The sequence below is a fragment of the Micromonospora sp. DT44 genome (assembly GCF_049841635.1).
Lineage (GTDB): Bacteria > Actinomycetota > Actinomycetes > Mycobacteriales > Micromonosporaceae > Micromonospora.
Map to the genome: position 1 here is coordinate 1 of NZ_JBNCKS010000172.1, position 476 is coordinate 476.

The 476-nt window shown below is 55.0% G+C and carries 1 protein-coding gene; it reads left to right on the forward strand.

What is annotated here, in order from left to right:
• Window positions 1–121: 121 nt before the first annotated feature.
• The coding region (locus ACLQ25_RS32815; RefSeq protein WP_425734606.1) for a hypothetical protein at window positions 122–476 on the forward strand (355 nt) is incomplete at its 3' end.

Below are 476 nucleotides of genomic sequence, written 5' to 3' on the forward strand. Positions count from 1 at the left end.
TCTACCGACCGAGTTACATCCATCGACCGGACCCGTTGTGCGACACGCCCGACCGACCCTGAAACCAAACGCGCTCTGAGTCACCGAGTCCCGGCCGCTGAAAGAACAGAGAGGACGTCTCATGGTTAATAAGAAGAGAACCGAAGAAGAGTGGGTAGCGTTCGACGAGATAGCACGAGACTACTACAAAGATGGCCCAAAAAATCTGCTGACACTCCCCTCGAAAAAATACGAGAGGGAGGCCACCAACGGGATTATGGTACACCTCGGAAAAGATCTTCGTGGTTGGCGGCGGCAGGGCAAGACTGTTCCGAAGAGCATGCCCAAGGATCTGAAGAATTTTTTGGAGGGTTGCGGAGCGATCGGCGACGTGGCGAGGGCGGTCGTGTCCAGCGCTGTTAAGTCCAGTAGTGACGCTAGGTGGGAGGCGTTCGGCGAGATAGCACGAGAATACTACGGAGATGGCCAAAGAAATC